Origin of the sequence: Tardiphaga sp. 841_E9_N1_2 (assembly GCF_051811065.1) — a bacterium.
In the GTDB taxonomy this organism is placed as follows: domain Bacteria; phylum Pseudomonadota; class Alphaproteobacteria; order Rhizobiales; family Xanthobacteraceae; genus Tardiphaga; species Tardiphaga robiniae.
In genome coordinates this window covers 3,806,103-3,832,673 of record NZ_JBPWQC010000001.1, presented here as the reverse complement: position 1 = coordinate 3,832,673, position 26,571 = coordinate 3,806,103, and the positions used below count along the sequence as shown (strand labels likewise).

Annotated in this window: 24 protein-coding genes; 5 read left to right on the top strand and 19 right to left on the bottom strand. The window is 62.2% G+C overall.

Annotation, left to right across the window (positions count from 1 at the left end; all coding sequences use genetic code 11):
* The first annotated feature begins 28 nt into the window (after positions 1-28).
* Positions 29-1,618, top strand: coding sequence for a gamma-glutamyltransferase family protein (locus AB8A50_RS18490; RefSeq protein ID WP_439078525.1), 1,590 nt, complete (start codon positions 29-31; stop codon positions 1,616-1,618).
* On the opposite strand, the gene AB8A50_RS18485 is transcribed toward AB8A50_RS18490, so the two are convergent.
* From AB8A50_RS18485 to AB8A50_RS18440, 10 genes are all read right to left on the bottom strand, one after another.
* Positions 1,619-3,211, bottom strand: coding sequence for a class I adenylate-forming enzyme family protein (locus AB8A50_RS18485; RefSeq protein WP_439078524.1), 1,593 nt, complete (start codon positions 3,209-3,211; stop codon positions 1,619-1,621).
* Positions 3,212-3,355: 144 nt separating this feature from the next.
* Entirely contained in the window at positions 3,356-4,264 is a 909-nt protein-coding gene (dmeF, locus tag AB8A50_RS18480; protein ID WP_439078523.1) for a CDF family Co(II)/Ni(II) efflux transporter DmeF, read from the bottom strand.
* Positions 4,265-4,275: 11 nt separating this feature from the next.
* On the bottom strand, positions 4,276-4,551 hold the full coding sequence (locus AB8A50_RS18475) for a metal/formaldehyde-sensitive transcriptional repressor (protein WP_231078968.1): 276 nt from the start codon (positions 4,549-4,551) through the stop codon (positions 4,276-4,278).
* 97 nt (positions 4,552-4,648) lie between these two features.
* The gene (locus AB8A50_RS18470; RefSeq protein WP_439078522.1) at positions 4,649-6,184 is read right to left on the bottom strand and encodes a SpoVR family protein; all 1,536 of its coding nucleotides are present in this window, start codon (positions 6,182-6,184) and stop codon (positions 4,649-4,651) included.
* On the bottom strand, positions 6,181-7,452 hold the full coding sequence (locus AB8A50_RS18465) for a YeaH/YhbH family protein (RefSeq protein WP_439079994.1): 1,272 nt from the start codon (positions 7,450-7,452) through the stop codon (positions 6,181-6,183). The genes AB8A50_RS18470 and AB8A50_RS18465 overlap by 4 nt, the downstream gene beginning before the upstream one ends.
* Positions 7,453-7,476: 24 nt before the next feature.
* Positions 7,477-9,420, bottom strand: a complete 1,944-nt coding sequence (locus tag AB8A50_RS18460) for a PrkA family serine protein kinase (RefSeq protein ID WP_089267701.1) — start codon at positions 9,418-9,420, stop codon at positions 7,477-7,479.
* Between the two features lie 352 nt (positions 9,421-9,772).
* The gene (locus AB8A50_RS18455; RefSeq protein ID WP_439074488.1) at positions 9,773-10,231 is read right to left on the bottom strand and encodes a DUF1178 family protein; all 459 of its coding nucleotides are present in this window, start codon (positions 10,229-10,231) and stop codon (positions 9,773-9,775) included.
* Positions 10,228-11,127 (bottom strand): carbon-nitrogen hydrolase family protein, encoded by a 900-nt coding sequence (locus AB8A50_RS18450; protein WP_439078521.1) that lies wholly within the window; start codon positions 11,125-11,127, stop codon positions 10,228-10,230. The genes AB8A50_RS18455 and AB8A50_RS18450 overlap by 4 nt, the downstream gene beginning before the upstream one ends.
* The gene (gene grxC, locus AB8A50_RS18445; RefSeq protein WP_068729362.1) at positions 11,124-11,399 is read right to left on the bottom strand and encodes a glutaredoxin 3; all 276 of its coding nucleotides are present in this window, start codon (positions 11,397-11,399) and stop codon (positions 11,124-11,126) included. Before grxC ends, AB8A50_RS18450 begins: the two co-directional genes overlap by 4 nt.
* A 31-nt stretch (positions 11,400-11,430) precedes the next feature.
* On the bottom strand, positions 11,431-12,240 hold the full coding sequence (locus tag AB8A50_RS18440) for a ComF family protein (RefSeq protein WP_439078520.1): 810 nt from the start codon (positions 12,238-12,240) through the stop codon (positions 11,431-11,433).
* 77 nt (positions 12,241-12,317) lie between these two features.
* Here AB8A50_RS18440 and AB8A50_RS18435 point away from each other — a divergent pair, with 77 nt between their 5' ends.
* Entirely contained in the window at positions 12,318-13,166 is an 849-nt protein-coding gene (locus tag AB8A50_RS18435) for a methyltransferase domain-containing protein (protein ID WP_439078519.1), read from the top strand.
* Here AB8A50_RS18435 and AB8A50_RS18430 read toward each other — a convergent pair.
* The 4 genes from AB8A50_RS18430 to AB8A50_RS18415 all read right to left on the bottom strand — a co-directional run bounded on the left by AB8A50_RS18430 (position 13,163) and on the right by AB8A50_RS18415 (position 15,841).
* Complete coding sequence (locus AB8A50_RS18430; RefSeq protein ID WP_120287336.1) at positions 13,163-13,561, bottom strand: (deoxy)nucleoside triphosphate pyrophosphohydrolase; 399 nt, start codon at positions 13,559-13,561, stop codon at positions 13,163-13,165. The two genes, AB8A50_RS18435 and AB8A50_RS18430, sit on opposite strands and share 4 nt — an antisense overlap.
* Positions 13,558-14,100, bottom strand: coding sequence for a hypothetical protein (locus AB8A50_RS18425; RefSeq protein WP_231078974.1), 543 nt, complete (start codon positions 14,098-14,100; stop codon positions 13,558-13,560). The genes AB8A50_RS18430 and AB8A50_RS18425 overlap by 4 nt, the downstream gene beginning before the upstream one ends.
* Before the next feature lie 43 nt (positions 14,101-14,143).
* Complete coding sequence (gene argJ, locus AB8A50_RS18420; RefSeq protein WP_439078518.1) at positions 14,144-15,391, bottom strand: bifunctional glutamate N-acetyltransferase/amino-acid acetyltransferase ArgJ; 1,248 nt, start codon at positions 15,389-15,391, stop codon at positions 14,144-14,146.
* 147 nt (positions 15,392-15,538) lie between these two features.
* On the bottom strand, positions 15,539-15,841 hold the full coding sequence (locus tag AB8A50_RS18415) for a hypothetical protein (protein WP_439078517.1): 303 nt from the start codon (positions 15,839-15,841) through the stop codon (positions 15,539-15,541).
* Between the two features lie 199 nt (positions 15,842-16,040).
* Between AB8A50_RS18415 and AB8A50_RS18410 the strand changes: the two genes are divergently transcribed.
* A complete protein-coding gene (locus AB8A50_RS18410) occupies positions 16,041-16,517 on the top strand; it encodes a hypothetical protein (protein ID WP_089267692.1) in 477 nt (158 codons plus the stop codon).
* Positions 16,518-17,526: 1,009 nt separating this feature from the next.
* Here AB8A50_RS18410 and AB8A50_RS18405 read toward each other — a convergent pair.
* The 5 genes from AB8A50_RS18405 to AB8A50_RS18385 form a co-directional block, all read right to left on the bottom strand.
* Positions 17,527-18,528 carry a Bug family tripartite tricarboxylate transporter substrate binding protein gene (locus tag AB8A50_RS18405; protein ID WP_439078516.1) on the bottom strand — a complete coding sequence of 334 codons (1,002 nt, stop codon included), beginning with the start codon at positions 18,526-18,528 and terminating at the stop codon, positions 17,527-17,529.
* Positions 18,529-18,805: 277 nt separating this feature from the next.
* The gene (locus tag AB8A50_RS18400) at positions 18,806-20,056 is read right to left on the bottom strand and encodes an MFS transporter (protein ID WP_439078515.1); all 1,251 of its coding nucleotides are present in this window, start codon (positions 20,054-20,056) and stop codon (positions 18,806-18,808) included.
* A gap of 187 nt (positions 20,057-20,243) precedes the next feature.
* A complete protein-coding gene (locus tag AB8A50_RS18395; protein ID WP_068729346.1) occupies positions 20,244-21,215 on the bottom strand; it encodes a TAXI family TRAP transporter solute-binding subunit in 972 nt (323 codons plus the stop codon).
* Between the two features lie 39 nt (positions 21,216-21,254).
* Positions 21,255-22,226, bottom strand: a complete 972-nt coding sequence (locus AB8A50_RS18390; RefSeq protein WP_309942516.1) for a TAXI family TRAP transporter solute-binding subunit — start codon at positions 22,224-22,226, stop codon at positions 21,255-21,257.
* 87 nt (positions 22,227-22,313) lie between these two features.
* On the bottom strand, positions 22,314-24,329 hold the full coding sequence (locus AB8A50_RS18385; RefSeq protein WP_089267687.1) for a TRAP transporter permease: 2,016 nt from the start codon (positions 24,327-24,329) through the stop codon (positions 22,314-22,316).
* Positions 24,330-24,535: 206 nt separating this feature from the next.
* On the opposite strand from AB8A50_RS18385, the gene AB8A50_RS18380 reads away from it, so the two are divergent.
* Together AB8A50_RS18380 and AB8A50_RS18375 are read left to right on the top strand one after the other, a co-directional pair.
* Positions 24,536-25,477: a TAXI family TRAP transporter solute-binding subunit gene (locus AB8A50_RS18380; protein WP_439078514.1), complete on the top strand. Its 942-nt coding sequence runs from the start codon at positions 24,536-24,538 to the stop codon at positions 25,475-25,477.
* Positions 25,478-25,560: 83 nt separating this feature from the next.
* On the top strand, positions 25,561-26,508 hold the full coding sequence (locus AB8A50_RS18375; protein WP_439078513.1) for a tetratricopeptide repeat protein: 948 nt from the start codon (positions 25,561-25,563) through the stop codon (positions 26,506-26,508).
* Positions 26,509-26,571 lie beyond the last annotated feature (63 nt).

Genomic DNA, 26,571 nt, shown 5'->3' with positions numbered 1-26,571 from the left:
GGCATGCCACGAGTTCTGGAGACGACGAATGCTTGAAACACCGCGCGCGCGACGGGGCATGGTGACCTCGCCGCATCACTTGGCGTCGCAGGCCGGTCTCGATGTGCTCAAGGACGGCGGGACCGCTGTGGAAGCGGCGATCGCCGTAGCGGCGGCGCTCGCAGTGGTCTATCCGCACATGACCGGCATCGGGGGCGACGGCTTCTGGCTGATCGCCGAGCCCGGTAAGGCGCCGATCACGTTGGATGCCTGCGGTCGCGCCGGCGCAGCGGTGGACCTTGCTTACTATGCGTCGAAGGGCGCTTCGGCGATTCCGTTCCGCGGACCGCTCGCTGCCAATACCGTCGCCGGGACCGTGTCCGGCTGGCAGAAGGCGCTGGATGTTTCGAAGCATTGGCAGAAGCCGCTGTCGCGCGAACGCCTGCTCGACAGCGCAATCTATTATGCCGAGAACGGCATCGTCGTCACGCGCAGCCAATCCGAACTGACGTCTGAGAAATTCGCGGAGCTGAAAGACCAGCCGAATTTCGCCGGGACTTTCATGCCGAACGGGCAGGCGCCGGCCGAAGGCGATATTATGAAGCTGCCGGCGCTCGGCGCGACGCTGAAGCGTCTGGCCGTTGAGGGCTTCGAGAGTTTCTACAACGGCAAGCTGGCCGACACGATCGCCGCTGACCTCGCCAAGGTCGCATCGCCCGTCACCGCGGCCGATCTGCAGAACCATCAAGCCAGCGAACGTCCGCCGCTATCGACCACCGTACGCGGCGCGCAGCTGTTCAACATGGCGCCGCCGACGCAGGGTCTGTCGTCGCTGATGATCCTCGCGATGTTCGATCGGCTCGGCGTCACCCAGGCCGAAGGTTTCGATCACATTCACGGCCTCGTCGAGGCAACCAAGCAGGCTTTCATCGTCCGCGACGAGCATGTCGGCGATCCCGATCACATGACGGTGGATCCGGCGTCATTCCTCGACGATGCGAAGCTGGACGAACTGGCGCGCCATATCGATCGCAAGATTGCGCTGCCGTGGCCGCATGTGCGCAAGCCCGGCGATACCATCTGGCTCGGCGTCATCGACGAACAGGGCCGTTCGGTGTCGTTCATCCAGTCGGTCTATTTCGAGTTCGGCTCCGGCGTCGTGCTGCCGGAAACCGGCATCTGCTGGCAAAACCGCGGCGCCTCGTTCCGGCTTGCCGAGAGTGGCTGGAATGCGCTGAAGCCGGGCCGCAAGCCCTTCCACACGCTCAATCCGGCGATGGCGATCTTCGATGACGGTCGCCGCATGGTTTATGGCAATATGGGCGGCGAAGGTCAGCCGCAGACACAGTCTGCGGTGTTCTCGCGCTACGGCATGTTCGGCATGCCGCTGCAGCAGGCCGTGACCGCACCGCGCTGGCTGCTCGGCAAGACCTGGGGCGACGAGAGCGTCACGCTGAAGGTCGAGGATCGCTTCGATCCCGCATTGATCCAGCAGCTTCGGGATGCCGGTCACGTGGTCGAGGTGCTCGGCAGCTACACCGGCACCATGGGCCATGCCGGCGCCATCGTGCTGCACGCCAACGGCGTGCTCGAAGGCGCGACGGACCCACGCTCGGATGGTGCTGTCGCCGCTTGGTGATCAGTTCGCCATCATCTTGCGTAGCTCGGTCTTGAGGATTTTGCCGTTAGCGTTGCGCGGCAGCGGCTCCTTCAGGAAGGTGATGGTGTCCGGCACCTTGTAGTCGGACAGTCGCTCCGCGCAGTATTTGCGGATGTCGGCCTCATTGCCGCCATCGGGGCTGTAGACGAAGGCGTGTACGCGTTCGCCCAGCACTGGATCCGGCTTGCCCACCACTGCGCTTTCGACGATGGCGGGATGATGTGACATCACGTTTTCGACCTCGGTGCAGTAGATCTTGAAGCCGGCGCGATTGATCATGTCCTTCTTGCGGTCGACCACATAGACATAGCCATCCGCATCCATGCGGCCGATATCACCGGAGCGCCAATAGCCGCCGACGAAGCCGGTGCGAGTCGCATCCGGATTGTCCCAATAGCCGGGTACGACCATCGGACCGGCAATCAGCAATTCGCCGTCCTGGCCGGCCGGCACCTCGTGGCCATCGTCATCAGCGATGATGATATGTGCGCCGGTTACCGGGCGTCCGACCGAATTGATCTTGCTGACGGGCGCGCCGGGCGGAAACATCGTCGCGGGTGAGGTGGTTTCGGTCGCGCCATAGGCATTGCAGAGATTGAGCTTCGGCAGCACCTCGGCGAGGCGCTTGATCGTGGCTTCCGGCATCGGCGCGCCGCCGAAGCCGGCGATGCGCCACGAGGACAGATCGTGACGCTCGAAATCCGGCTGCAGAAGGCAGAGATTATACATTGCCGGGACCATCAGCGTGTAGGTCATGCGCTCGCGCGCGGCGACGGCCAGAAATTCCGGCGCCTTGAATGCTGGCAGGATCACGGTGGTGCCGGCAACATTGATGGTCGCGAGGATCAGTGCCACGAGGCCGGTGACATGCGATGCGGGCACCGCCAGCATGGTGACGTCACCGTCATGCAGGCCATAGCCGTGCTGGAAGTTCAGCAGCGAATGGATGATGCTGGCATGGGTAAGCATCGCGCCTTTCGGGTTGCCAGTGGTGCCTGACGTATAGAGCAGAAAAGCGGTGTCTTCCTGATGGAGTTCGGGAAGCGCAGCGGCAGGCGCATCTTTCGTCAGCTCCGCAAAGGATGGCGCACGGCCGCTGCCGACCACCCACTGATTGCGCAAGTCCGCACGCGGTGCGGGCAGGTTGGCCTCGCAGTCGGCGTCATAGACGAGCGCTGAAGCCCCACACTGCTGCAACACATAGTCGATCTCGGGTGCGCGCTGCCGCGTATTGAGCGGCACGACGATCATGCCGGCGCGGACGGCGCCGAGCGCGCAGAAGATGAATTCCAGGCAGTTGCCGAGTAGCATCGCGATGCGCTCGCCCCTCTTGAAGCCGCAGGCGATCAGATTGCGGGCAACATTCTCCGCGACGCGGTCGAGCTCCGCATAGGCGACTCGTTCCTCGCCGAGCACCAGCGCGACGCCCTCCGGCTTCCGCGCGACAGCAGCGCGCAGCATGGCGTCGAGGGTCGGCGGACGATCGGAGAAACAGGTGACGACGCGGTCGCTGTAGAGAACTTCATGGCGGGTGGCCGGCGTTGAGGTTCCCGGCGGGATCTGTCCTTGCATGTTCGTCCCAGACGTTTTTTGCGCGCCGCAATCGGCACGTCCCGCCATTTGGCTGGCGATGATGACGTCAGGTTAATCAGCCATGCGGAGAATGCCAACCCGCTTCGCCGCATGGCTCGTAACGTGGGAGATGCGCGTCCGGGGCTAGCGCGCTTCCACAGTCACGTGCTGCAATTCATGTACGGCTGTGAGGCGCTGCCGCACCGTCTCTGTGCTCGCTCCGCCGGCAAAGCCGACGATCGCAGCATGCGCACCAGGGCCGACGCGCCAGACGTGGAGGTCGAAGATGCGGGCATCGCCGGGGCGCTCGACCTCATCGCGGATTTCCTGTTCCAGATGTGGATCTGACGTATCCAGCAACACGGCCGCCGTGTCGCGCAACAGATTCCACGCCCAGGCGGCAATGAGAATGCCGCCGACGATGCCCATCACAGGATCGAGCCAGACCCAGCCAAGATAGCGGCCGGCTATCAGCGCGACGATGGCGAGCACCGACGTCAGAGCATCGGCCAGCACATGCATGAAGGCGGAGCGCATGTTGTTGTCGCGATGATGTGCGTCGTGGTGATGGTCGTGGTCGTGACCGTCGCGATGATGCCCGCCGCTCAGCAGAAACGCACTGGCGATATTCACGATCAAGCCGATGACGGCGATCACCGTGGCTTCGCCGAAGGCGACTGTGGACGGATTGAATAGCCGCTGCACGGATTCGACGGCGATGCCGATGGCGATGATCGCCAGCACCAATGCGGAGGCAAAGCCGGCGAGATCGCCGACTTTGCCTGTGCCGAAAGTAAAGCGGCGGTTATGCGCGTTGCGGCGCGCATAGGCATAAGCGCCCGCAGCAATGGCGAGCGCCACGGCATGTGTCGCCATGTGGAAGCCGTCAGCCAGCAGCGCCATCGAGTTGAAGACAGTGCCGGCAACGATCTCGCCGACCATCATCAGCGCCGTAAGGACGACCACCCACAGCGTGCGGCGGGTGTTCTCGTCGTGATTGTCGCCAAGAAACATGTGCTCGTGGGACAGGTGGTCGATGTCGTGGGTGCGCATACTGCCGGTCCTTATTTCGCGTACCGCCGGATAGCGGCGACGAGTTCTTCGGCGCCGGCCGCCCGGTCGTCGGCGCTGAGACCGGGATGGGCGACATGCTCGCGGACATGGTCCTCGATCAGTTCATCCATCAGCCCGCTCACGGAGCCGCGCACGCCTGCGACCTGATGCAGAATCGTGGCGCAGCCGGCGTCTTCGGTGATGGCCTTCTCGATGGCGGCCATTTGGCCGGCGAGCCGACGGACCCGGGCGAGCAGCTTGGTCTTGTTAGCGGTGAGATGCGACATAGGATAGTCCCCTACCCTATATTTTGTCCGAGCGAAAGTCCCCGCCCGGCGACAAGCCGGGCAGGGGAGTTTGCGGGAGGAAACGGAGAGGGATCGATCAGGCGGCCGCAGCCATCACGCGAGGATGGGCGACATGTTCCTTGAGCACCAGGCCGGAGGCATCGACCTCGGCAAGCGAGACGTCGTAGCTCCAGAGATCGGCGAGATGCTGCAGCACCCGCTTCGCATCGGGCTCATTAAGCAGGGCGCCATTGAGCACCGAATGCTTCAGCATCAACCGGCGATCGCCGGCGAGGTCGACGTCCACCACTTCGATATTCGCATCGATCAGGCCGACGTCGTACTGACGCGCCAGTACACGTCGGACGCGGCGATAGCCACGCTCGTCATGGATGGCGTCGACGCGGATGCCTTCCGACACGGCCGGGTCGTCATGCAGGTGGAACATCCGCATGTGGCGCATCAGTCGTGGGCTCAGGAACTGGCTGACGAAGCTCTCGTCGCGGTAGTTGGCCCAGATATCGCGCAGCACCGCCATTGCATCGCCTTTGCCGGCGATATCGGGAAACCACGCGCGGTCTTCGTCGGTCGGATCGGTGACGATTTTTTCGATGTCCTGCATCATTGCGAAGCCGAGCGCATAGGGGTTGAAGCCCGAGAAGCGCCGGTCGTCGTAATTCGGCTGGAACACGACATTGGTGTGCGATTGCAGGAATTCCAGGAAGTTGCCGTCCGAGATCTGTCCGGTCTGATGCAGCCGGCTCATGATGCGATAGTGCACGTAAGTGGCCGTGCCTTCGTTCATCACCTTGGTCTGACCTTGCGGGTAGAAATATTGCGAGATGTGCCGGACGATGCGGATGAGTTCGCGCTGCCAGGTCTTCAGGCGCGGTGCGGATTTCTCCAGAAAATACAGCAGGTTTTCCTGCGGCAGGCCGAGCAGAGCGCGTCGTCGCTCCGCGCTGAGCAGTGAGGCACTCTTCGTGCGCCCCGTCGGCACCGTGCGCCACAGATCGTTGAACGAGGTTTCTTCGTGATTGCGGCGTTCTTTGGCGCGCTTTTCCTCGGCTCGCAAATCGAGCGATTTCTTACCGGGATAGCGATCGACGCCGTGCGACATCAACGCATGAGCGGCGTCGAGCGTCTGCTCCACCGCTGCGCGGCCATGCTTTTCCTCGCACTGCGCCACGTAGCCCTTGGCAAAATCGAGATAGTCGAGAATGCCGTCGGCGTCGGTCCACTGCTTGAACAAATAATTGTTCTTGAAGAAGTGATTATGGCCGAAAGCGGCGTGGGCGATTACCAGCGTCTGCATGGTCGCCGTGTTTTCCTCCATCAGGTAGGAAATGCATGGCGACGAGTTGATGACGATCTCATAGGCCAGGCCCATCAGGCCCTTGCGATAGGACGCTTCCTGATGGGCGAATTGTTTGCCGAACGACCAGTGCTTGTAATACAGCGGCATGCCTACGGACGAGTAGGCGTCGAGCATCTGTTCGGCAGTGATGACTTCGATCTGGTTCGGGTAGACGTTGAGGCCGAGCTCTTTTTCGGCGATCTCCTCGCAGGCATCGTGGATGCGCTGCAATGTGGCGAAGTCCCAGTCGGCACCTTCATAGAGACGGTCTGTCATGGAGCCACCCTCTCTTTGGCCTGGCGACGCTGAAACAGGTCGTGGAACACCGGAAAAATCTCACTGCGGTCGTTGACCTTGCGCATCGACAGCGGTGCACCTTCCGCGCGCAGCCGCTGATACAGCGTCCACAGTGAGGACTCCGACATTTCGAACGGGTGGCTGCCGCTCTCGCCCACTTCCAGATAGGCGAAGAACTGCGTCACCGGCAGGATCATGTCCTTGAGCAGGCGACCGGAGAGATCCCCGTCGGCATAGGAGTTGTCGCCGTCCGAGGCCTGTGCGGCATAGATATTCCAGTCGGCGGGGCGATAGCGTGACTGCACGATCTCATGCATGGCCTGCAGTGCGCTGGAAACCAGCGTGCCGCCCGACGCGGGGCCGTGGAAGAAGGTTTGCTCGTCGACTTCCTCGGCACGGTCGGTGTGACGGATGAAGACGATCTCGACCTTGCGATAGCGACGCGTCAGGAAGACGTAGAGCAGCATGTAGAACCGCTTGGCGAGATCCTTCATGTGCTCGGACATCGAGCCGGAGACGTCCATCAGGCAGAACATCACCGCCTGCGCCACCGGCTTCGGCACGTTCTCGAAGCGGCGATAGCGGATGTCGATGGGATCGATGAACGGAATCCGCCGCATCTTGGATTTCAGCCGCGTGATCTCTGCCAGCAATTCGGGGCAGCGCTCGTCATTGCAATGCTCCAGTTCAGCTTCCAACTGTGCAATGGCCTCGGGTCGCGGTCGCTGCAGTGCAACCCGTCGTGCCATGGCCAAGCGTACGGTGCGGCTGACCGAGATATTGGCAGGCGAACCGGACGTCGTATATCCGGCGCGGCGCAGGCCTTCGTTTTCGACTTCGGCCAGCTTGCGCTTGGAAAGATCCGGCAGTTCCAGGTCGTCGAGGAAAATGTCGACGAACTCCTCCCGGCTGAGCACAAACCGGAATGCATCCTCGCCGTCGCCTTCACCGGCATCGTTCGATCTGCCGCTCTTCGATTGCGGCCGCTGAAGGTAATCACCTTCCACGAATTTCACGTTGCCGGGCAACACCCGGTCGCGAATGCCGCCTTCGCGATAAAAGCGGGGCTCGTTCATCCCGTCGAGCGGGATGGACACTTCGCCGCCTTCCAGGACGTCTTTGATGTCGCGGTCCTGGGAGGCTTTCTTGACGGCTCCCTGAACCAGAGCTTTCGCGCGTCGCAAGAACCGCTGGCGGTTCTCAAGACTCTTGCTGCTCGGGTTCAGGCGTCTATCGACGATATGCATGGCCACGTATGTTGGCTCCTTGCGTCAGCCGGCCTGTTTCACGCGCATATACCATTCAACGAGACGGCGAACCTGGCGCTCGGTGTAGCCGCGAACGATCATCCGCGCGACGAAGTCGTCATGCTTTTTCTCGGTCTCGCCGTCCTTCTTCGATCCGAAGGAGATCACCGGAAGCAGATCTTCAACTTGAGAGAAGATGCGCTTTTCGATGACTTCCCTGATCTTCTCATAACTCGTCCAGGTCGGATTCTTTCCACCGTTCTGTGCTCGCGAGCGAAGCGAGAACTTCACGACTTCGTTGCGGAAGTCCTTGGGGTTGGCGATTCCGGCCGGCTTTTCGATCTTGCTCAGCTCCTGATTGAGCAATTCGCGATCGAGCAATTGTCCGGTGTCAGGATCCTTGAAGTCCTGATCCTCGATCCAGGCATCGGCATAGTCGACGTAACGATCGAATAGGTTCTGGCCGTAGTCCGAATAGGATTCCAGATACGCTTTCTGGATTTCGTGACCGATGAACTCCGCATAACGCGGCACCAGCTCGGCCTTGATGAATTCGAGATAGCGTTTTTCGACTTCATCAGGCATCTGCTCCCTGCGGATTGCCTGCTCCAGCGTATACATCAGGTGTACGGGATCCGCCCCAATCTCCGACGTGTCGTGATTGTAGGTTGCGGCCAGAACTTTGAACGCGAAGCGCGTCGAGGCACCGTCCATGCCTTCATCAACACCGGCGGCGTCCTTGTATTCCTGAACGCTGCGGGCCTTCGGATCCGACTCTTTCAGGCTTTCGCCGTCATAGACCCGCATCTTGGCGAAGGTCGTCGAGTTCTCGTGCTTGCGCAGCCGCGACATCACGGAGAAGCGCGCCAGGGTTTCCAGCGTCGCCGGTGCGCAAGGTGCGGTGGCGAGTTCGGAACCCTGAATGAGCTTCTCATAGATCTTCTGTTCTTCGGTGACGCGCAGGCAGTACGGCACCTTGATAACGCAGATACGATCGATGAAGGCTTCATTATTCTTGTTGGCCTTGAAACTCTGCCACTCGGACTCGTTGGAGTGGGCGAGAATCACGCCAGTGAACGGGATGGCGCCGATGTTTTCGGTGCCGATATAGTTGCCTTCCTGCGTCGCCGTCAGAAGCGGATGCAGCATCTTGATTGGCGCCTTGAACATTTCGACGAATTCAAGCACGCCCTGATTGGCGCGGTTGAGGCCACCGGAATAGCTGTAAGCGTCGGGATCGTTTTGGGCGAAGATTTCGAGCTTGCGGATATCCACCTTGCCGACCAGCGAGGAGATGTCCTGGTTGTTCTCGTCACCGGGTTCGGTCTTGGCGATGGCGATCTGGCGCAATCGCGACGGCTGGATGCGGGCGACACGGAATTGCGAGATGTCGCCGCCGAAAGCTTCGAGCCGCTTGTAGCACCACGGACTCATGAGACCCGTAAGCCGCCGGCGCGGAATGCCATATTTCTCTTCGATCATCGGGCCGAGCGTGTCGGGATCGAACAGGCTGAGCGGGCTTTCATAAACCGGAGAGAGTTCGTCGCCAGCTTTCAGCACATAGATGGGATGGACTTCCATCAAGGCCTTGAGGCGCTCGGCAAGCGATGATTTGCCGCCGCCGACCGGGCCGAGCAGATAGAGAATCTGCTTGCGCTCTTCGAGACCCTGCGCCGCATGTCGGAAGAAGGCGACGATGCGTTCGATCGTATCTTCCATGCCGTGAAAGCCGGCAAAGGCTGGATAGCTACGGATGGTACGATTCAAAAAAATACGGCCAAGGCGTGGATCCTTGGCCGTGTCTATCATTTGAGGCTCGCCGATCGCCGCCAGTAGGCGTTCCGCCGCGTTCGCATATCGCATCGGGTCCCCTCTGCAGGATTCCAGATACTCGGACATGGACATGTCCGTCTCACTTCGGGCTTCGTAACTTCTAGCGAACGCATTGAACAGAGAATCGTTGTACATGATCCCTCTCTCCTTGCTGGTCGGCCGTCCTGTTGGTCGCGATGCTCCTAAGGTGGTAACGGAACGCGTCTTTCCGATCGCGACTCAACATCAGCACTATAGCCTTCAGGACACATCCAGGTCCGAAATCGCGCAATGCGATCTGAGTGCATCGCGCGACTCATATTCAGGCACTTGCTTATAAGTTAGGCGAGTTTTGCCATGTCTCAAGGGCTAACAAAGCGATTGTGCACGCCTGTGACTCGAACGCCACAAAGTTGCCGTATGTGGGAAGCTTTCGGAATCATGTACCGACGGCGCAGTTTGGATGAGTCGAAACGCGCACAAGAATGCTGGTGAGCGGAGGTTGCGCTCAGTTCCGATCGCCGGGAAGGACAGGCAGCGGAGTCACCTCGATACCTTCATCGATCAGCGACCGTGCTTCATCCGGCGTCGCTTCGCCGTAGATCGGACGATGTTCGATGTCGCCATAATGCATCTTGCGAGCTTCGGTCGGGAAGCTTTCACCGACATTGTCCGCGTTTTTGGTAACGTGATCGCGCAGTTCTTTCAGCTTGGCGCGCAGTTCGGCTTCCTGCGGCGCCATCATCAGCGGGGCTGTGGTCTCGGAACCGGCGTCAGGGGCGGGTGCCGGGCGATTCTTGCTCTTGCCCACGATACGCGGGGCCATAATGGCCTTTTCGACCTTCACCGATCCGCAATTCGGGCAATTCACCAGCTTGCGCTTCACTTGGGACTCATAGGCGCCGGAACTCTGGAACCAGCTTTCGAAAGCATGGCCCTTCTCGCAGCGTAGGTCGTAACGGATCATGTCGCTTGCCGGACAAGGTGCAGATAGTCTGGGCCCGATTTGGGATCGCTGACGCTGAAACGGCGGCCGTGCTGCAGGGACGGCACGGTCTTGCGCGCTTCCGTCACCTTCGCAGGATCGATCTTGGCCAGAATGAAGCCCGGCTCGACGCCCGTCGCTTCGGCCAGAACCACGCCCCATGGGTCGATGATCAGCGAGTGACCATAGGTCGCACGCTTGTTCTCATGTACGCCGCCCTGCGCGGCCGCAAAGACGAAGCAGCCGGTCTCGATGGCGCGGGCACGCAGCAGCGTGTGCCAATGGGCCTCGCCGGTCTTCTGGGTGAATGCCGAGGGCACGGTGAGGAAAGACGCGCCGCTTTCGGCCAATGCGCGATAAAGCGCCGGGAAGCGGACGTCGTAGCAGATGGTCAGACCGATGCGGCCCCAGGGGAGATCCGAGATGACGGCGGTTTCACCCGGCTGATAATTCGCGGATTCGCGATAGCTCTCGCCGTTCGGCAGGTCGATGTCGAACATGTGGATCTTGTCGTAGCTCGCCAGGACATTGCCGTCCGGTCCGATCAGGAACGAGCGATTGGCGGCGCGTTCGGGGTTGGCCAGCACGGCCAGCGATCCGATATGCACGTAGATCTTCAGCTCCGCGGCGAGCGCGCGATAGGCCTTCAGCGAGAGGTCGTCTTCCTCCGGGCGCAGATGTTCGAACAGCGCCGTGCGATTGAGCTGCATCATGTTGCTCACTTCCGGCGTGAGCACATAGTCGGCGCCGGCGAGCGCGGCTTCGCGGATCAGATGCCGGCCCTGTTGGAGGCTCGGCTCCGGCAGCAGGCCGGTGCGCATCTGCACCATGGCGGCGGTGAAGGTCTGGGGCTCGGACGTCGGAGATGTCTGGCTCATGAGGTGGCCTTCTCGCCTGCGATCATGGCGTCAAATTTGCCTTCGCGGTCCAATGCATAGAGATCGTCACAGCCGCCGATCAGGGTGCCATCGATGAAGATCTGCGGGAAGGTGGCGCCGGGATAGGTACGGTCGAACATTTCCTGGCGCAGCTTCGGATCGGTCGCGGTGTCGAAATGGGTGAATGCAGCTTTCTTGCGCTGGAGCAGCGAGATCGCGGCGCTGCAATAGCCGCAGCCGGGGCGGGTGTAGATTTCAATAGCGGCGGCCATCGGGTGCTCCGGTTCGCAGGGAAGTGCCTGATTATATGGGGACCTTGTGGGCCTCCACAACCCGCGCAAAGACCAGCACATCGACCTGGGCGGCCTTGGCGCGCAGCAGCGCCCGTGCGCAGGCGTCCGTCGTGGCACCCGAGGTCAGCACGTCGTCGACCAAAATGACGCGGCGGCCCTGGATTTCAGCCCGGCGTTCAGGTGGGACCTTGAAGGCGCCCTGGACATTGCTGGCGCGCTCGCTGCGCGACAGGCCGATCTGGTGTTCGGTCGGACGTATTCGCCGCAAGGCGTCGCGGGATATCGCAACGCCGCTCTGCCGGCCAATGGCCCGCGCCAGCGCGCCGGACTGGTTGAAGCGCCGACTGAAGCCGCGGCGCCAATGCAGCGGCACCGGCACCAGAAGATCGGCGTCCGCGAGCAATTCCTTCCCCGCCCGCGCCATCCAGCGACCCATGATTGGCGCGAGGTCTGTCCGGTCATGATATTTCAACTGATGCACCAGCGTGCGGGCGACATCGTCATAGCGCACGGCTGCGCGGGCCCGCTGATAGGCCGGCGGATCGGCAATCGCCTGCATCGACAGGATGCCCGGGCCGGGATCGTAGACGAAGGGGATGCCGAGCCGGCTGCAGAACGGCGGCGCGATGAAGGAGAGCTGGCCCCAGCAGGCCGCGCAGACGCCTTCGCCGGCGACTGGTTCCCGGCAGGCGACGCAGAGCGTCGGCAGCCCGATGTCGAGCGCAAGACGGGCAGTTTGCGTCCATGCAGACCGGCAAAGCTTCAGCGCGCCGCGCAATTGCGCGGGGAGGGACCACGACACTGTCGCCTCTGCGTCCATAGATTGAAGGCTAAAACTCTCTTGCGCCTACCTCAAGCGCGATTGCCAGATCCCTGGTCTTCGGCGTACCAAGCCGCATGGCTCAGACCCCGAATGCCGCACCTATTTTGTTCGATCGCGCTCTGCTGCGGGCGCGGCAGGCGCGTGCATCGCGACTGGGCGCCGAGAATTTCCTGCTGGATCGTGTCATCGCCGACATGGATGAGCGATTGCAGGCTGTGTTGCGCCAGTTCGACAATGCCGCTGACGTCGCGACGCCGGGCAACCGTCTGCGCGATGGTATGGCCGGGCGTGTCGGCCATCTCACACATGCCGACGTGCCCGATGTCGAAAGCGATGGTCTCAATCTCGCGCCGGCGTCGCTCGATCTCGTCATCTCCGCGCTCGGGCTGCACTTCGTTAACGATCTGCCCGGCGTGATGGCGCAGATCCGCCGCGCGCTGAAGCCTGACGGCCTGCTGCTGGCCGCAATGCTGGGCGGCGACACGCTGACCGAGCTGCGGCAGTCCTTCGCCGCGGCGGAAGCCGAACGCGACGGCGGCATCTCGCCGCGCGTCGCACCAATGGCCGATCTGCGCGATGTCGGCGCCTTGCTGCAGCGCGCGGGATTTGCGCTGCCGGTGACCGATGTGGATCGCGTCGTGGTGCGCTACGACAGCGCCTTCGGTCTGATGCAGGATCTGCGCAGGATGGGCGCGACCAATGTGCTGGTCGAGCGCCGCCGGGCGCCGCTCCGCCGCGCGACGCTGCTGCGCATGGCGCAGATCTATAGCGAGCGTTTCGCCGATCCGGACGGCCGCATCCGCGCGACCTTCGACGTCATCTGGTTGTCCGGCTGGGCGCCGCATGAGAGCCAGCAGAAGCCGCTGAAGCCGGGCTCGGCAAAAGCGAGCCTCGCGGATGCTGTGAGGGGGCTGAAGCGCTAAAGCAGATCGATCAGATGCGGGATCAGCGGGATATCCGCAGCCGGCATCGGATAGTCGCGCAGCTTGTTCGGCCGCACCCAGGCAAGATTCTGGCCTTCCCTGGAGATAGCGAGGCCTTCCCAGCGCCGGCAGATATAGAGCGGCATCAACAGGTGGAAGTCCTCATAGGCGTGGCTGGCGAAGGTCAGTGGCGCGAGGCAGGCTTCCTTCACCGTGATCCCGAGCTCCTCGTCGAGCTCGCGGATCAGCGCCGCTTCCGGCCGTTCGCCGGGCTCCAGCTTGCCGCCGGGAAATTCCCACAGGCCGGCCAGCGCCTTGCCTTCCGGCCGCTGTGCGATCAGCACGCGGCCGTCGGGATCAATCAATGCGCAGGCGACGACGAGGACGAGTTTCATAGGGTTATTACGCGGTTGTTGGTTGTCTGGGACATGTGTGGGGCACAGGGAACGATCGCATCGCCAGCTTTTCCGGGCGCGCTCTCATTGTTCGGTATGAGAGTTTTGGTTGCAGCATCGTTCGGGATTACCTGAATGTCGACATGGGTCGTGAGCTGCACGCGCGGCAGTTCGATGATGTAGTCGACCGTGTCCGCTCCCGAATAGTCGCTGCTGGGCATGTAAACCAGTTGCAGTGCGCGCATGCGTTTCCCGACACAGGTCTGGTCGTCCCCGGTCACATTCTTTTGTGGGGTGACCATGATCGTCCGTCCGCACAGACTGCCATGCGACGGAGGTTTGGCGATAGTGAGCTTGGGCAGCACCGGCTCACATTTCGCGTTCCATCGCACCGCGAAGCCAAGGCCGACCTCCTGACCGGCCTTGACGCTGCGGGTGAGCGTGCGTGTCCTGCTCGATGACTGATCCTGCGCTTCGGCGGTGCCGATTGGCATTGCGACGGCACAGGCAAGGATCAGACCCCCTGTCGTGCCGGCCATCGCACATATCTTCATCGACGTCGTCCGCAGGCGCAGTAGCAAGCTAAGACCGATAGTCGCCGTTGATGGCGACATATTCCTTGGTGAGGTCGCAGGTCAGCACGCGGTCGCGGCCCTTGCCGAGGCCGAGGGTGACCTTGATCTGCACTTTGGGGTTCTTCATCGCGTTGGACACTTCGGTCTCGTCATAGGACGGGTCGCGTGCGCCCAGTTTGGCGACACGGATGCCATTGAACGCGATCGAGAGCTTGTCGCGGTTGGCGGGCTCGCCGGCCTTGCCGACAGCCATCACCACGCGGCCCCAATTGGCGTCTTCGCCGGCAATCGCCGTTTTCACCAGCGGCGAATTGGCGATCGACATGGCGATCTTGCGCGCCGAGGCCTTGGTCGTCGCGCCTTCGACGACGACTTCCACCAGCTTGCGCGCGCCTTCGCCATCGCGTGCGACCTGTTCGGCGAGGTCATTGAGAATGACGTTCAGGGCCTTCACGAAAGGCTTCAGCCTGATGTCGCTGGCCTTGGTGATCTTCGGCGCGCCCTGTGCGGCTGCTGCGCCGGTGGCGAACATCAGCAGCGTGTCCGAGGTCGAGGTGTCGCCGTCGATGGTCACGGCATTGAACGAATCTTCCACGCCGGCCTTCAGGAGTGCCTGCAATGCGGGCGCGCTGATCGGTGCATCCGTGAAGATGAAGGACAGCATCGTCGCCATGTCCGGCGCGATCATGCCCGCGCCCTTGGCCATGCCGTTGATGGTGACCTTGGCCTTGCCGAGTTTCACCGTGGCCGTCGCGACCTTCGGGAAGGTGTCGGTGGTCATGATCGCCTTGGCGGCATCCATCCAGCCGTCCGGTCCGGCGCTTTCAGCGAGTGTGGCGAGCACACCGTTGAACTTTGTGGCGTCGAGCGGCTCGCCGATCACGCCGGTCGAGGCCAGGAAGATCTCGTTCGGCTTGCAGCCGACGGCCTTGGATGCGATGTCGCCGGTGAGTTTGGTCGAGGCCTTGCCGGTCTTGCCGGTGAAGGCATTGGCATTGCCGGAATTGACCACCAGCGCCTGCGCTTTGCCGTTTTTCAGCACCGCGCGGCACCACTCCACGGGAGCCGACGGGCACTTCGACTTGGTGAACACGCCGGCTGCCGTCGTGCCCTTGTCCATCACCGCGAGCAGCACGTCGGTGCGGCCCTTGTAGCGGATGCCGGCGGCGGCGGTGGCGAGGCGCACGCCTGCAATCGCGGGTAGTTCGGGAACAGCGGTCGGGGCGAGGGGGGAGACGGGCAGCGACTTGGCCATGAGTGCTTTCAGCTTTCGTAAAAAGATGAAGCGCTCTGTATCACCTCTGCCACCGTGGTGGGAGAGGCTTCATGGCGAAGGGAGCAATGTCATGTCTCCGTCATGCGGCACCCGTCCGGTTGCGCATGATCCTGTCCGAAACCGGGACTAGCCCGGGCCGAACTTGAACTTCCCATCATCTTCGAGGAACGGACCGCTGCGCATATAGAGCTGGCCGTTCTCGCCGATAAAGAAGAGCGTGTTCTTCGGCACTTTCTTGGCGCCCTTCAGCAGGAACTTGGCATTGTTGGTGCCCATCTTGTACGCGAAGGTCTTGCCTGACGCGTCGTAGCCATAGCCCATGTCGGGCGAGAGCACCCAGGGCGTCGGTGTCTGAGCAAGCGCAGGGCCGGCCAGGGCCGATGTCACTAGTGCGGCGGCGCACAGCATCGTAAAGGCTCGAGCGGTCATCCCAAATTCTCCGAAACGTGTTTTGAAAGTACATCGCGGCTGCGCGGTGGTCTTGAACAAATCACGAACGGTGACAGCCCGTCAATACGACATGCGGTCGCGACAGAGTTTGTTATTTCGCAAGCGCGGTCTGGCGACTATCTTTCGCTTTCGGGCTAAGCCGGTCCACGATGAATGCGGCGATGGGGATGATTCGACAATGCGAGCGATCGTGAAAAGTCTTTTGGTTGTTGGCGCGGTGGTATTGGCGCCCGGTCTTGCTGCGGCAGATGATTTCAAGCTCAGCAACAACCAGCGCATCTCCTGCGGGCGTGGGCTTGCCGCAGGCAAGCTGAGTACGGCGACCTGCCGCTCTTATGCCTATCTGTTCAATGCGAAGACCTCGGAATATTTCCGTTGCTCGGTGTCGCTATCGATGACGCGTGATGCCAAGGAAGTCATCAACGTCCAGAGCGACGGCGCCTGCGTGAAGAAGCCGCGCGTGTTCGATACCGACTCCAGCTATTCCTTCGATGCCACGGAAACCGAGCCGCCGAACACCAATTCGTTCTTCGGCAATGGTGGTTTTGCCATGTGGGTGAGCGACAACACCCAGCAGAAAATTCGTGGCTGTGTCACGATTCCCTCGGGCCTCGGCTCGGACGTGTCGCGCTGCATCGACATGAAGTTCGAGTAGACGAATTTCAGGACGGGGCGAACCTGCGCGCTCATTATGGATCGTCATGGCCGGACTTGTTCCGGCCATCCACGCCTTCGTTTGTCGCCAAGACGTGGATACCCGGCATGCGCCGGGCATGACGGCAGTGTGTGGGACGTCCACGTCGCGCCGTTGCTGATTCAACTGTCAAACAGCCACTGCTCTTCAGACATGCGTCATCACCCCCATTGTTTGCGGCGCGGGGGCGCCGTCGTGCTTCGCATTCCCGCCCCCTTGTGAGAGGGCGTGCGGAACGCCGGGTGCCCGTTGCACCCTTGGGCCTGATGCGATGCGGTCTTCCGCAATTTAGAGTGCATCAGGACTTTCGGAGGCGTCAGGCAAGTGCCCGACGTTCCGCCTGCGGTGTTTTTTCGGTTGCTTGCACTTTGCCTCGACGAACGCTCCGATCGCGAATTAAAGTCCCAAGGCGAAGGGAAGGGAGCCTCAAGCGAGTAAGCCGAACGCGTTTTGACTTGGTCGTCCGTCACACTGTCCAGAGAGTCTTTCCATCCCAAGGTCGGCCGTCTCCTTGCCAGTGGCAGTGCTGGCGCAGATCCGTCCTGCCCGAAGACAGACGTCACCCCCAAACCGCGTAACGCCGCATCTCCGGCGTCCACCGCATCCCACCCCGCGAACGTGACGATCGCGATCGCCCCTCTCGGTGGGGCAGGACGAGGGGGAATATAGTCATATTAAGGGATGTTGTCAATAATGGATAGGAAAAAATGTTTGAGTGCCCCAAGCTGTCATTCCGGGGCGCGCCCTTGCGCGAGCCCGGAATGACAATTGAGGACTCTGCGCGTCCGGGCTTACGCACGCCCTCAGGCAAACCAATTGGTTTGCCGGGGAATGACGAGTGTGGAATAGGCGCCAACCGCACTCACAAAACAAAAGGGCACACGCGGATGCGCATGCCCTTCGATCTATTCACGCTTAACGAAGCAAGACAGGCAGGCGCGTCTAACGCCCTGCCAACCCTGCGCTGCCCTTACTCCGGCTTGATGCCGGCGAACTGGGCGACCTTGCCCCACTTCTCGATTTCGGACTGCACATAGGCATCCATGTCGGCCGGCGAACCGCCGGTCGGATCGGCGCCGAGCTTGATCAGGCGGGCAGTACCATCGGCCGACTTGATGAACTTGTCGGTCGAGGCATTGAGCTTGGCGATGATCTCCTTCGACGTCTTCGCCGGGGCTGCGATGGTGAACCAGGAGGCGGCGTCGTAGCCGTCCACGCCGGATTCGGCGATGGTCGGAATGTCCTTCATCGGCTCCCAGCGCTTGCTGGTGGAGACGGCGAGTGCGCGGATCTGGTTGCTCTCCGCGAAAGGCTGCGCCGCCGGCAGGTTGTCGATCATCACATGGACGCGGCCGCCGATCAGGTCGGTGAGCGCGGGGGCGCTGCCCTTGTAGGGCACGTGGGTCAGCTTCACGCCGGTCATCGACTTGAACAGTTCGGTCGACAGATGCGCGGTCGAACCGAGACCCGGCGTGCCGTAGAAATATTCATCCGGCTTGGCCTTGGCGAGTTCGATGAATTCCTTGACGCTCTTGGCCGGCAGCGAGTTGGTCACCGAGAACAGGTTCGGCACCTTGGCGATCACGATCACCGAGGCCAGATCCTTCACCGGATCATAGGTCATGTTCTTGAACACGAACTTGTTGATCGCGTGGGTGCCGGGCGTGCCGACCAGGAAGGTGTAGCCGTCGCCTTCGGCCTTGGCGACGAAGTCAGCGGCGATGTTGCCGCCGGCGCCGGCCTTGTTCTCGACGATGAACTGCTGGCCCATCTCTTCGGACATCTTCTGCGCAACGACGCGGGCCAGAATGTCGGTGGTGCCGCCGGCCGCGAACGGAACGATGAACTTCACCGGCTTGGTGGGCCACTCTGCGGCGCTGGCGCGGCGCGACAGGATCGGCAGGGTGCCGAGGGCAGCCGCGCCGCCGAGGATCACGGAGCGGCGGGACGGGAAGCGGATCGATGATGACATCTCGAAGAGTCCTTTTGCATGTCGGACAGGCCGCGCGGCTGCGACGCGCGATCTGATTGAGGGTGTTTAAGACATTGACGGGAGGCCGGGATCAAGTGGGAACCGGCACGGCTGGGGCAACGAACCCGACGGTTCGCTCCTGCGACTCATCTGCGCAACCGGCAGGTCTTTCCAGCTTCTCCCGATCAGGCGTTTCCATGGACAACATGCATGGGAACGTACTGGGTGGATGGTACTATCCTGCATTGCGAGTTGCTACCGCAATGCAATACCATCCTTAAGCATTTGGTACTAACGGCTGATGACGTGCGTCGGAAGGTCGCGTCTCCGGCATGGCGACAATGAACAGGATGAGGCCGATCCCCGCCAAGGCGGCAAGCACCAGGAATGCCGCGCTGTAGCCGGCCTTTACCACGATCACGCCGGCAATGGCCGTGCTGAGAGCGCCCCCTAATCCCGCGGCGGTGGCGATCGCGCCCTGGCTGATATTGAAGTGGCCGGTGCCGTAAGTGAGGTCCGCGACGACAAGCGGGAAGATCGCACCGAAGATTCCGGCGCCGATGCCATCGAGGGTCTGCACGCCGACCAGCCAATAGGGATTGTCCGACAATGGATACAGCGCGCCGCGTAGTGCCAGCACTGCGAGCGCGCAGGCGAAGATCGGTTTGCGGCCCCAGACATCGGCCTTGCGGCCGACCAGCATGGCGACCGGCACCATCACCAATTGTGCCGCGACGATGCAGACCGACATCAGCGTGGTGCCAAGCTCGCTGTTCACCAGTGCGAGTTTCTGGCCGACCAGCGGCAGCATCGCCGCATTGGAGAAATGAAACAGCACGGTGGCGGCGGCAAATATCAGGAGCGGCTTGCAGGTCAGCAGCACCTGAAAGCCGGATGGCCGGTCGGCGGCATCGTGATCGTGCGTGTCGTCGAGATCACCGAGGCCGCGGGCCATCTGATGATCGATGGCATTAGCGGGGATCGCCAGCGTCGCGAGGATGCTCGCCACAGCCATCGCGGCCATCAGCCAGAACACGACGATCGGTCCGAAGGCATAGGCGAAGATGCCGGCCAGCGTCGCCGCCGTCGCATTGCCGGCATGGTTGAACGCCTCGTTACGGCCGATCCGGCGGGCAAAGGCTTTGGGGCCGACAATGCCGAGGGTGATCGCCGCCAGTGCCGGTGCGAACACGGCCGCGGCGACACCGGTCAGTGCCTGTGTTGTCGTGACAAACAGGAAGCCGGGATAGAGCGGCAGCACGATCGAGCCGAGTGTGACGATGACGGCGGCAAGAATGACGATGGCGCGCTTGGCCGTGGTCTTGTCGATCAGGGCGCCGGCGGGGGTCTGCGCGACAATGCCGGCGAGGGCGGCGACCGACATCACGATGCCGATCGAGGCCTCGTCCCATTTCTGGACTGTCAGCAGATAGATCGCGAGATAGGGCCCGAGCCCGTCTCGGACATCGGCGAGAAAGAAGTTCAGCGCGTCGAGCGGATGTTTGATCCTGTTGGCGTCGTCGTGCACGCGCGGCCCTCACGGCACGGCAGTGCCCGGCAGGCAACGGCGGTTGAGTGATCCGGTTCCGCGGTATTCGGCGTGTATGGATCCCCGCCTGCGCGGGGATGACAGGAGAGTGGGTTGTTACTCCCTCAAACAGAAGCCGCGACACTTGCGTGCCGCGGCTCAAAGTCTGGTCGCGTGATGGCCGGTCTTATTTCCCGATACCCTTTTCCTTGAAGTATTTCAGCGCGCCAGGATGGAACGGCACCGGCGAGCGCTCCTGCACCTGGTTGTCGAGCGAGAAGCTCTCGGCCTCCTTGTGCACGGCGACGATGTCGGCCTTCTTCTCCACCAGCGTCTTGACGATGTTGTAGGCGTCGTCGTCACTCATCTTGTTGCCGGTGACGATGATGTTCCAGACTTCGGTATTGGCGTTGTCCTTGTCCATGCCGGGATAGATGCTCTTGCTGATGGTCGAGGGCGAATACAGCTTGCCGTATTTCTCGTTCATCTTGGCGGCGAGGTCGGCATGGTCGACGAACTTGATTTTCATGCCGGGTGTGGCGGCGAGATCGGTGACGGCGGCGGTGGGGACGCCGCCGACCCAGAAGAAGGCGTCGATCTTGCGGTCCTTGATGGCGTTGACGGACTCAGCCACGCCGAGACGCTCGCGCTTCATGTCCTTGTCCTTGTCGAGACCGGCGGCCTCGATGACGCGGAACGCCATCACTTCGGTGGCGCCGCCCGGCGAGCCCGTGGAGACGCGCTTGCCCTTGAGATCCGACATCTTCTCGATGCCGGCGCCCTCGATGGTCACGATATGCATGCGGTTCGGATAGACCACCAGCAAGGTCTGCAGCGGGACCTTGCCGCTCTTGAACTTGTCCTGGCCGTTCAGTGCGTCGAGCGCGGCGTCGGCCATGCTGAAGCCGAGCTCGCTCTGGCCCGAGGCAATCAGCTTGAGGTTATCGACCGAGCCGCCGGTGACTTCCGCGGTGGCCTGGGTGTTCGGCAGCGCCTTCGACAGCACATTGGCGATGGCGCCGCCGAGCGGATAATACACGCCGCCGGTGCCGCCGGTGCCGATCGCCATGGTCTTCTGCTGCGCGATGGCCGCGCCTGCAAGGCCGGCAGTGGCGACCAGCGCCACGGCAATCGATGTCTTTCTGAAACGCTTGAACATGGTTGTCCTCTCCTCCAGTTTTGATTGATGTCGCGGTGACTATTTCACCGCGCCGACTTCCTTGAGATATTTCAGCGTGCCGGGGTGATAGGGCGCCGGCGACTGCGCTGGTGTCTGCGTGGCGAGATTGATGTTCTCGGCCTCCTTATGGACGGCGACCAGATCGGCCTTGTTCTCGAAGATCGTCTTCGTGATCGCATAGGCCGTCTCGTCCGACATCTTGTCGGTGGCCATGATCTGGTTCCAGGCGGCGAAGCCACGGCTGTCGGTGGTCTGGCCCGGATAGCTGCCGGCCTTGATCACGCTGGGTGCGAAGATCTGGCCGTATTTCTTCACGATGGGTTCGAGCAGATAATCGATGTCGATCAGCTTGATGGTGACGCCGGGCGTTGCGGCAAGGTCGACGACGGCGGCAGTCGGCACGCCGCCGCCCCAGAAGAAGGCATCGATCTTGCGATCCTTGAGCGCGGACGCGGATTCCGCCACCGACAGACGTTCGCGCTTGACGTCCTTGTCCTTGTCGAGGCCCGCGGCTTCGAGCAGGCGGAAGGTCTGCGCCTCGGTGGCGCTGCCCGGCGCGCCGCCGGAAATGCGCTTGCCTTTCAGATCGGCGAATTTCTCGATGCCGGTGCCGGCGATGGTCACGACATGGACCGGGCTGGAATAGACGGCGACGATGGTGCGCAGCGGCACAGGCTTCTTGAACTTGTTCTCGCCCTTCACGGCGTCGGACGCGACGTCGCCAGTCATGAAACCGAGATCGGCCTGACCGGTCTCCAGCAGCTTGATGTTGTCGACGCTGCCGCCGGTGACTTCGCCGGTGGCCTGGGTATGCGGCAGTTTCTTCGACAACAGGTTCGCGAGACCGCCGCCGAGCGGATAGAAGATGCCGCCGGTCCCGCCGGTCGCAATAGCGATGGTCTTGTCTTCCGCAGAAGCGCCGGTCGCCGCGCAGGCGATGCCGAGCAGTGCAAGGCTGAACGCCCTGTGTCTGAAAGCTGTCCATCTCATCGCGTCACTCCCTGAAGTCGGCGGCGCCGCTTATCTGCGGCGTCCGCTGTCATGCGATAACTTGACGTTATTCGTTTCTGTCGTTGGTCATGCCGGCGCCGGTTGCGTCCTCGTCCTTGCCTGCCAGAGCAGCACGCCGAGGCCGATGATGAGGCCGGGCACGAATGTGTAGCTGATGTCGCGACCGATGATCGACTCGATGATCGCCTCGATCAGGCTCGGGAACACCAGCAGTAATCCCGATAGCAGAAGCAGGCCGCGCTCGATCGGTGTATTTTGTCGCAGTGCCCAGTTCTGCGCGACGGCGGCGAGTGCCAGCAGTCCCAGCGTGGTCTTGAAGGTGATCTCGACGATGTCCACCCACGAGCCGCCCTTCGGAATGTTCAGCAGCAGGCCGACGCCCTGCGGGTCGCAGACGAAGACGAATGGCACCAGGAAGGCCGGCAGTGTGTATTTCCACGATTGCAGCGTGGTCTTGTAGGGATCGCCGCCGGTGATGGCTGCCGCCGCGAAGGGCGACAGCGCGGTAGGCGGCGAGACTTCCGAGAGGACCGCGTAATAGAAGATGAACATGTGTGCGGCGTAATCGGGCACGCCGAGCTTGATCAGCGCAGGGGCGGCGATCACCGCGCAGATGATGTAGGACGCGGTCACGGGCACGGCGAGGCCGATGATCCAGACGATCAGCGCCGTATAGATCGCCGTCAGCAACAGGCTGCCGCCGGCATAGGAAATCACGATCGACGAAAACTTGAGGCCGAGGCCGGTGAGGGTGACGACGCCGACCACGATGCCGGCGCAGGCGCAGGTCGTGGCGGCATTGAGCGCGCCGATCGAGCCATCGGCCAGCGCCTTCACCAGTTTCTTCGGCACCAGCGCAGTGTCCTTGCGCAGGAAACTGAGCACGAAGGTGACGAGCGTGGCGTAGAACACCGACAGTGACGGCGAGTAGCCGATGATCATAAAGACGACGACGGCGAGCAGAGAAATGAAGTGGAACCCGTAACGCTTCATCATCACGCCGAGGCTGAGTTCAGGCCTGACATTGACATTGTGGGCGCCGAACCGCTTGGCGTCGATCTCCACCATGATCAGCAGCGACAGGTAGTAGAGACAGGTCGGGATGGTCGCCATCCAGATCACGTCGAGATAGCTGATCTTGAGGAATTCGGCGATCAGGAACGCGGCGGCGCCAAGCACCGGCGGCGACAGGATCGCGCCGAGACCGCCGGCGGCGAGCAGGCCACCGGCAGCGTTCTTCTCGAAACCGGCCTTGGCCAGCATCGGGGCGGCGACGGTGCCGATCATCACCGTGGTGGCGACGCCGGAGCCGGAAGGCCCGCCGAGCAGGAACGAGGACAGCACCACGGTGCGGCCTGCGGCGTTCGACTTGTTCCCCATCAAGGATAGCGAGAAATCGATGAAGAATTTTCCTGCGCCGGACATCGACAGGAACGCGCCATAGATCGTGAACAGGATGATCAGCGTCGCCGACACGTCGACTGCGACGCCGAAGATGCCCTCCAGCGTGATGAAGAGATGGCCGACGAGGCGCGGCAGGTCATAGCCGCGATGGGTCCACGGCGCCGGCAGATGCGGGCCGAGCATCGCATAGGCAATGAAGAACACGGACACGACCGGCATGATCAGGCCCGTGGTACGGCGCGTCGCTTCCAGCAGCAGCACGATGAAGACGATGCCGACGATGACATCCATATGATCCGGCAGCGTGGCGCGGTCGGTGAAATCGTCGCCGCCCCACAGCGCATAGGCAATGGTGCCGATGGCGACGATGCCCGGCACGATGTCCCACCAGCGCACGCGGTTGCGGAAGCGCGCAGCGACGGGGAACAGCAGGAAGCTCAGGATCAGCGTGAAGGCGACGTGGACGTAACGCAGCTCCTGCGTCGGCACGATTGCGTAGGCGGCATAGAGATGAAACAGGCTCATCACCACGGCGATGCCGGTGGAGATCGTTCCGGCCCAGCCCAGCAGGCGATTTGTTGCACCTTCATCGGCTTCGATGAAGGCTTCAGCCTTCGCCAATGCCTCGTCGGAGACGGCAACGGTGTCATCGCTCGCGTTTGATTTCTGGTCAGCCATGTTTCATCCCCCGGGATATTTCCCGCAGCCGGCTTTGCCGGCCTTATTATTCTGAGTGCGGCGCATTCATGCCGTTTTACCCGGCTGGCGCAAGGGCTTACGGGTGAAACTTTCGTCGCGGCAACGGCGTTCGCTATTGCGACGCCGTTGACCGCATGAGGGCTGCGGTTCACCTTCGCGGCCTGAATGACGGGAATAAAATGAGTATGAGGAAGCGTCTAATAGCCGCCATGACGACTGTGGTCGTCATGTGCAGCGCAGCGGCATGCGCCGAGCCATCGATCACGCTGCTGACCGGCAATACATCCGGGATCTATTTTCCGCTCGGCGTCTCGATTGCGATGATCTATGCGGATATTCCCGGCGCGAAAGTTCAGGTGCAGACAACCGACGGTTCGGTCGAGAACCTCTCGCGGCTGCAGCAAGGCACCGGGCAGGTGGGTTTTGCGCTTGGCGATGCCCTGAAGGACGCCTGGGCCGGCAATGCCACGGCGGGCTTCGATGGCAAGCAGGACCGGCTGCGGGTGATCGGCGCGCTCTATCCGAATTACATCCAGATCGTAGCCACCAAAGACAGCGGCATCAGGACGCTGAGCGATCTCAAGGGTAGAAGCCTCTCGGTCGGCGAGCGGAGATCGGGCACCGAGTTGAACGCCCGCGCCATTCTGGGTGCTGCGGGGCTGCGCTACGAGAATCTTGGCGAGATCAGGTATTTCTCCTTTGCCGAATCCACCACGATGATGATCGAGAAAAAGCTGGACGCGACGCTGCAGTCCGCCGGTCTCGGCGTCACGTCGATCAAGGAACTCAGCGAGGCCACGGATATCGTCATCGTGCCGGTGCCGCCCGCGTTGGTCAGAAAGATCGGCGCGCCGTTCAGGCCAGATACGGTTCCGGCCCGGACCTATGTCAGCCAGGACAGACCCGTGCGGACCGCATCGGTCATGAATTATCTGGTCACGAGCAGCGCGGTGTCCGACGACCTCGTCTATCAGATGACCAAGCGCCTGTTTGACGACCTGGACGAACTCGCCATCGCCCACCGCGCTGGCCACGAGATCAAGCTGGCCAGCGCCGTCAGCAAAAGCCCGGTGCCGCTGCATCCCGGCGCGCTGCGCTACTATCGGGAGCGGGGCCTGATCAGGTAGAGTGGTCCGGTTGGCTTGCTGGGGCTTTCATGGGTCATTCGTTTCGGACGTTGGTTCTGTGCGCCGCTCTCGCGGCAGCATCGTTGCCCCATGCGGCCGTCCGGGCGCAGGGCGCGGCTGAGGCCGCTGCCACCTGCGCGAATGATGACACCTTGCCGCCCGAGCAGATGCTCGGCATCTGCGGCCTGGTGATCGGCTCGACGGCGGGACTGCCGGACCGCGTTCATGCCCTGATCGTGCGCGCCGGGCTGCAACTCAGGCTGGAACAGGTCGACCTGGCCGTTGCGGATGGCGATCTGGCAGTTCAGCTCGATCCCCTCTCGGCCGCAGCGCTCGAAGCCCGCGGCAAGGCGCTTGCGGCCGGCAAGAAGTTCGACCGTGCACTTGATGACTTCGACCGTGCGATCAGACTGCGGCCGAACGAGGCCCAATTATTTGCGAGCCGCGCCGCGACCTTCGCATCGATGCACGAAAATCGATTGGCTGTTCGCGATTACAATGAAGCGGTCCGGCTCGATCCGACGCGGGTGCAGGGTCTCATCGATCGCGCCGCGGCCTATGCCAAGGTCAAGCGCTTCGATCTGGTCATCGACGACCAGAGCGACATCATTCGCCTGGAGCCGAGTGCGGAACACTACGATGCGCGCGGGCAGTCCTATGCGCGCAACAATGCCTATGGCCGCGCGATTGCGGATTTCGACGCGGCGATCCGGCTGGAGCCGAAGGCCAGCTATTTCGTGAATCGCGGCAACGCCTTCAGTCTCAGCGGTGCGTATGATCGCGCCATCACCGACTACACGACGGCGCTGCAGCTTCAGCCGGAGCTGGCGATGGCCTATAACAATCGCGGCGTCGCCTGGCGCGACAAGGGCGACCTTGCGCGCGCGCTGGCTGATTTCGACGCGGCCGTTCAGATCGATTCAACGCTGGATATCGCTTTGCGACATCGCAAGCAGCTTGAGAAATATCGGGTGGCGGCGCGCAAGCCGGCGATCGGATTGCATCCATCTGCCGATGCGAGCACGCGATAGACAATGACTTTTCGCAATTCATATGTTGGCAGTGTATTGCGCGTTATCGGCGTCCTGCTCGTA